General features: G+C 59.1%; 7 protein-coding genes. 3 read left to right on the top strand and 4 right to left on the bottom strand.

Going from position 1 to position 5,819, the window contains the following annotated elements; genetic code table 11:
* The 3 genes from ACFDSS_RS10800 to ACFDSS_RS10790 form a co-directional block, all read left to right on the top strand.
* The coding region (locus ACFDSS_RS10800; RefSeq protein WP_375255753.1) for a peptide chain release factor-like protein at nucleotides 1-412 on the top strand (412 nt) is incomplete at its 5' end.
* Between the two features lie 3 nt (nucleotides 413-415).
* Entirely contained in the window at nucleotides 416-1,843 is a 1,428-nt protein-coding gene (locus ACFDSS_RS10795; RefSeq protein WP_375255752.1) for an amidase, read from the top strand.
* Nucleotides 1,844-1,899: 56 nt separating this feature from the next.
* Entirely contained in the window at nucleotides 1,900-2,676 is a 777-nt protein-coding gene (locus ACFDSS_RS10790) for a DUF2189 domain-containing protein (protein ID WP_375255751.1), read from the top strand.
* A 48-nt stretch (nucleotides 2,677-2,724) separates the two neighbouring features.
* Here ACFDSS_RS10790 and ACFDSS_RS10785 read toward each other — a convergent pair whose 3' ends face one another.
* The 4 genes from ACFDSS_RS10785 to ACFDSS_RS10770 all read right to left on the bottom strand — a co-directional run.
* The gene (locus ACFDSS_RS10785) at nucleotides 2,725-3,213 is read right to left on the bottom strand and encodes a polymer-forming cytoskeletal protein (protein WP_375255750.1); all 489 of its coding nucleotides are present in this window, start codon (nucleotides 3,211-3,213) and stop codon (nucleotides 2,725-2,727) included.
* Entirely contained in the window at nucleotides 3,203-4,546 is a 1,344-nt protein-coding gene (locus tag ACFDSS_RS10780) for a DUF5930 domain-containing protein (protein ID WP_375255749.1), read from the bottom strand. Before ACFDSS_RS10780 ends, ACFDSS_RS10785 begins: the two co-directional genes overlap by 11 nt.
* 116 nt (nucleotides 4,547-4,662) lie before the next feature.
* Nucleotides 4,663-5,496, bottom strand: a complete 834-nt coding sequence (locus ACFDSS_RS10775; RefSeq protein WP_375255748.1) for a ferritin-like domain-containing protein — start codon at nucleotides 5,494-5,496, stop codon at nucleotides 4,663-4,665.
* The coding region (locus ACFDSS_RS10770; RefSeq protein WP_375255747.1) for a peroxiredoxin at nucleotides 5,493-5,819 on the bottom strand (327 nt) is incomplete at its 5' end. The genes ACFDSS_RS10770 and ACFDSS_RS10775, both read right to left, overlap by 4 nt.

The following is a 5,819-nucleotide window of genomic DNA, read 5'->3' as shown; positions in this document are numbered from 1 at the left end:
CGACACCTATCGCGCATCGGGCGCGGGCGGGCAGCACGTCAACACCACCGATTCAGCGGTGCGGATAACGCATATTCCAACCGGTATCGTGACGACCAGTTCGGTCAAGTCGCAGCACCAGAACCGTGACATTGCAATGAAAGCGCTGAAATCGCGTCTCTATCAGATGGAGCTGGATCGCCGGAACGAAGCGATCAACGAAGCGCATGAGAACAAGGGCGATGCGGGCTGGGGCAACCAGATCCGCAGCTATGTTTTGCAGCCCTATCAGATGGTCAAAGACCTGCGCACGAACCATGAGACCTCGGACACCAAGGGCGTGTTGGATGGTGATCTCGACGGGTTTATGGCGGCCACTTTGGCGATGGATGTCGCCGGCAAATCCCGCGCCGAGGCGCAGGGCGAAGGTTAACCCATGACAGATGATCTGCTGATGCGTCCCGCTGTCGATCTGGTTTCGGACATGGCAGAGGGGCGGCTTCGTGCGGTCGATCTGATGCGCGCGACCCTGGATCGGGTTGCGGCGTTGAACCCCTCATTGAATGCAATCATCTCATTGCGGGACCGTGACGTGCTGCTGCGCGACGCCGCCGAGAAGGACGCCGCGCCCGTTGAGCAGCGCGGCCCGCTGCATGGGCTACCCCTCGCGGCTAAGGATTTCGTGGATGTGGCTGGCTTGCCGACGCGGATGGGGTCCCCTTTGACGCCCAAGGGGCCGGTCAAGGCAGATGATATACTCGCCCAGCGGATGCGGGCGGCAGGGGTGATCTACATCGGCAAGACCAACGTGCCCGAGTTCGGCTATGGATCGCACACTTACAACACCGTGTTTGGCACCACGTCCAACCCCTATGACACCACGCGTTCAGCCGGAGGATCGTCGGGCGGCGCGGCGGTGGCGCTGGCGACGGGGATGCTGGCGATTGCTGACGGGTCGGACATGATGGGCAGCCTGCGCAATCCGGCGGGGTGGAACAATGTCTACGGCATGCGCCCCTCGATCGGCCGCTTGCCGGGGGATCTTGAGGGCGACGTGACTCTCTATCCGATTGCGACCAACGGCCCGATGGCCCGCAATCCGCGCGATCTGGCGCGGCTTCTGGACGTGCAGGCAGGGCCGGACCGACGCTTTCCGACGTTGATGGCCAAGGAAAACCTGGCGGATGTGGCCGACATAGACCCGACCGGCAAGCGGATCGGCTGGCTCGGCGATTGGGGCGGGGCTTACGGATATGAGCCGGGCATCCTTGCGCTTTGCGAACAGGCGCTGAAACAGTTTGAGGCGATGGGGGCCGCAGTCACCCTCCTTGCGCCGCCGTTTTCAGCCCAAGCGATGTGGGACAGCTGGATGACCCTGCGCGGCTACGTGATCGCCCATAAGATCGGCGACTTGGTGCGCAATCCCGCCCATCGCGCCCACATCAAACCGGAAGCCATTTGGGAGGCCGAATTTGGCTTTACCATCACTGCCGATGCGGTGCACAAAGCCTTGGTCATTCGCAGCGACTGGTTCCGCAAAGCTGCCGCGCTGTTTGCCGAATTCGACGCGCTGATCCTGCCATCGGCCCAAGTCTGGCCTTTCCCGAAAGAGTGGACGTGGCCGAAAGCGATCAATGGCGTTGAAATGGACACCTACCACCGCTGGATGGAGGTTGTGGTGCCGGCGTCGCTGGCGGGCCTGCCTGCGATCTCAATTCCGGCGGGGTTTGGCGACAACGGCCTGCCGATGGGGATGCAGGTGATCGGTCAACATGGGAACGACGCTGCGATGCTGGCCATCGCGCAGGCATGGCATCGGGCGACGGATTGGCCAAACACACGTCCTCCAAAGATTTATTTGTAATACATTTGAACTCTGCATCATTTCCTTGTCCCATTGCCGATAGGGAGATTGGATAGATGGCATCAGAAAAATTGGCGGGCGCGCCGCAGTTTAACAAGATCACCTTTGCGACGATCCGGCGGTCCTTGGACCTTGGATTGCGGGATATGTTTTCGGCCAAGGGCTACGCGTTTGCCTTTACCTTGCCCTATGTTCTGGGCGGTCTCATCTTCACCTATATCACCTGGGCCACGTCCGAGAGCTATTGGTTGATCTTCGCCGCCGTCGGATTTCCGCTTTTGGGGCCGTTTGCCTCGGTCGGGTTGTATGAGGTCAGCCGGAGGCGCGAAAACGGCCTGCCTCTGGATCGCAAAGCGATTTTTGGCGTCGTGTCCAGACAGCGCTCGGGGCAATTGCCGTGGTTGAGTGCGGTCATCATCATGATCGTGATGTTCTGGTTCTTCCTTGGTCACATGATTTTTGCGCTGTTTCTCGGCCTGTCGGCGATGACCAATATTTCCTCGTCGCTGTCGGTGTTCCTGACCAACGAGGGCATCAGCATGCTGGTCTTCGGGTCTGTCATTGGGGCGGTGTTCTCGTTCCTTGTCTTTGCGATCTCGGTCTTTGGAATCCCGATGTTGCTGGATCGCGAGGTTGATTTCGTCACGGCGATGATCGTCAGCTTTCAGACGGTTTTGGCAAACCCGATTGTCACCGTGTTCTGGGGGGTGCTGATTGTGCTCTGCCTGACGGTTGGCATGATCCCGGGTTTTCTGGCGCTGTTCCTGACAATGCCGTTGCTGGCCCACGCCAGTTGGCATTTTTACGATCAATCCATCGTGAAAGAGCAATAAAAAAGGCGCCCGGAGCGGACGCCTTTCAATAATTCTCTTATCGCGGGCTTACTTGTCAGCAGCCGGTTTTTTAGATCCACTTGCCGAGGTCGAAAGCGGATCGTCAGCGCGTTGCACCGAGCCTTCGAAATGTGCGCCGGATTCGATGGCGATTGTTTTGTGAATGATGTCACCCTCGACACGCGCGGTCGATGTCAGGCGCACTTTGAGACCGCGAACACGGCCAACGATACGACCGTTGACGACCACATCGTCTGCAACAACCTCGCCTTTGATCGTGGCGCTTTCGCCGATGGTCAGCAGGTGGGCGCGGATGTCGCCTTCGACGGTGCCTTCAACCTGAATATCACCGGTGGTTTTCATGTTGCCCTGAACATGCAGATCCGACGACAGCATCGACGGCGCTGGCTTTGGCTTTGGCGCGGCAGCGGCGGGCGCCGCCGGTTTGGTCTCTGCTTTTGGGGCAGGGGCGCTGGTGGCTGGCTTGGTCTCGGTCGGAGTTGCGCCAGGTTCGTTAATTTTGCTTTTAGAAAACATTATATGCAGCCTCGATATAGTTCATCGGATTTACGGGGTTATTGTTGACGCGCACCTCGTAGTGAAGATGCGTGCCTGTTGATCGTCCGGTACTGCCCATATCACCAATTTGATCCCCGCGCGAGACTCTTTGACCTTTCTTCACGCGGATTCCAGACATATGGGCGTAGCGGGTTTCGATTCCAAATTCATGCTGGACCTTGACGTAGTTTCCATAGCCGTTGTCCCAACCGGCAAAGGTCACCACGCCGTCGGCAGGCGTGAAGATGTCGGTGCCATAAGGGCCGGCCATATCGATCCCATTGTGCATGCGCCGCCCGCCGGTCGTTGGATCGCGACGATAGCCAAATTTGGACGAAAGCCGGTAGGACGCTTTCAGCGGGTTGGCGAAAGGCGCGCTTTCAGCGGCGATGCGGTAGATGTTCAGCGCCGCCATTTCCGAGATCAGGCGATTTGCGCGTTCGAAATTGGTGGTGGTCTCAAGCGGTCCCATCGATGACAGGTCGATCGGTTCTAGCGGGCCGCCCTGACCGTCATAGCCGCGCCGAACCTGATCGATCATCCGATCCGTGTCCATGCCGGCGTTCTCGAACATGCGATCCAGCGGCGAGACCGAGATTTCCATTGCCTGCTCCAACTGGCGGAAAATCCGGTCGTTTTGTTCGTCGAGAAGGCGCATTTCCATGATGATCTCGTCCGCCTGCGCGACCGCTTCTGCGCTGTCGGCGATCACCAGATCACGCTCGGACGCGGTCATTTCCAAAGCGGCGGTCAATTTCTCAAGCGTGGCTTCGGCTTCGGCGGCGCGGGCGGCGGCGGGGCGCATGGCCGACGGGTCGCCCGCGAGCGAGGCTTGAAGTTCGGTTGCCAAACTGCGGGCCTCGTCACGTTCCTGAACCGTCGTGCGCAGCGTGGTTTGAATGACGTCGATGCCTTTTTCCAGCTCGCGCAGGCGATCTTCCGAAGCAAGAAGCTGCGATTGCATCACAGAGACCTGTTGCAGGGCAGCGTTAAAGCGTTCTTGCGCCGCGAGCGCCGCAGCCGCCCGCGAATCCCGTTCGGCGGCCATCGCGTTGAGTTGGGTTTCATAGGTGCGTTGGTCGCGCTGCGCCTGGGCGCGAAAATTGCCCGAGCCAATGCTGTCCATCAACAGGATTGCCGTTGAAATGATCGCCCAGGCGACCAAAAGGCAGATGCTGAAAATCCCGAACAATTGCGTGGTCGGGCGCAGACGCAGAAAACGCGTTTCCTCGTCCGAGCGCAGAAACAGCCTTCGGTCCGGCAAAACAGGCTCAAGCCTGACATCCAAAAAATGCAAGAGGCCGCGTTTCACGTCCCAACCCTATCTTCATCCCCGTCACAGCCGCTTTCGAAAAAACGGCTTTGGACGAAATACCCGTTGGCGCACAACGAGGCAAGATGTTTGCTTATCGCTACGCGAACCCTTGCCTAGGGCTGGCGGGGCTTGGTGGGTGTTTGCTCGGCCAGAGGCCAGTAGAAATCGGGCGGGATACCGGCCTCGGCACGCTTTTCTTCGTTAAACGGCGGGCGCAGGGTCGAATGGAAGTATGTGCGCACCAGGTCATGAAACACCACCTTTGGGTCAAGGTTTTCGCGACCGCACAAGAAGTGAAACCATTTCGATCCATAGGCGACATGGCCGACTTCCTCGGCATAGATCACCTCAAGCGCGTCGATGGCCTGCGGGATTTTCGCCTGTTTGAACAGGTCGATCATTCCCGGTGTCACATCAAGGCCGCGGGCCTCAAGCACCATGGGGACGACGGCCAGCCTGCCGAGCAAATCCCCAGCCGTATCTTCAGCCGCACGCCACATGCCCGCGTGGGCGGGCAAAGCGCCATAGTGGCTGCCAAGTGATTCCAGACAATCGCACATCAGATTGAAGTGTTTGGATTCTTCGTCGGCGGCTTTGACCCAATCGTCGAAGTATCCAAGCGGCATCGGGACGTCGCCGAAACGGGCAATGATGTCCCAGTGCAGATCGACGGCATTGAGTTCGATATGGGCGACCGCATGCAACAGCGCGATGCGGCCCTGAGGTGATCCGGGTTTGCGCTTTGGCACATCACGCGGATCGAGTAATTCCGGTTGGGTCGGGCGGGACGGGCGCAGCGGTGGCTTTGCGCTTCCAATCGCCAAGGGCATGCCTGCGTCGCGCGCAGCAAACCATGCCTTTGCATGTTTGTGCGACAGGGCGGTTTTGGCGCGGCCATCTGCGGTCGATAGAACCTCAACCGCCATCTCGGTCAGGGACAGCGTCATCCCAGATCCCGCAGGGCTTGCAGAACGGCCTCGGCGTGGCCGGCAACCTTGACCTTGGGCCATACTTTCAGGATTGCGCCATCCGCGCCGATCAAAACGGTTGTGCGCACGATGCCCATGAAGGATTTCCCGTACATCTTCTTTTCCTGCCAAACCCCGTAGTCTTCGCAAACCTGCGTTTCGGCGTCCGATAACAGCGCGACCTTAAGATCGTGCTTGCTGCGAAAATTGGCGTGTTTTTTCAAGCTGTCCTTTGAGATGCCAAACACGCGGCACCCGAGGGCGTCAAACTCGGCAAGCCTTGCGGTGAAATCAATTGCTTC

The sequence above is a fragment of the Yoonia sp. genome (genome assembly GCF_042093035.1).
Taxonomy (GTDB): Bacteria; Pseudomonadota; Alphaproteobacteria; order Rhodobacterales; family Rhodobacteraceae; genus Yoonia.
The sequence above is the reverse complement of the archived record's forward strand: the minus strand, read 5'-3'. Positions and strand labels throughout refer to the sequence as shown.

Coding starts and splice junctions, on each gene's coding strand:
- ACFDSS_RS10790 (WP_375255751.1), top strand. CDS start 1,900: ATGGCATCAGAAAAATTGGCGGGCGCGCCGCAGTTTAACAAGATCACC.
- ACFDSS_RS10775 (WP_375255748.1), bottom strand. CDS start 5,496: ATGACGCTGTCCCTGACCGAGATGGCGGTTGAGGTTCTATCGACCGCA.
- ACFDSS_RS10795 (WP_375255752.1), top strand. CDS start 416: ATGACAGATGATCTGCTGATGCGTCCCGCTGTCGATCTGGTTTCGGAC.
- ACFDSS_RS10785 (WP_375255750.1), bottom strand. CDS start 3,213: ATGTTTTCTAAAAGCAAAATTAACGAACCTGGCGCAACTCCGACCGAG.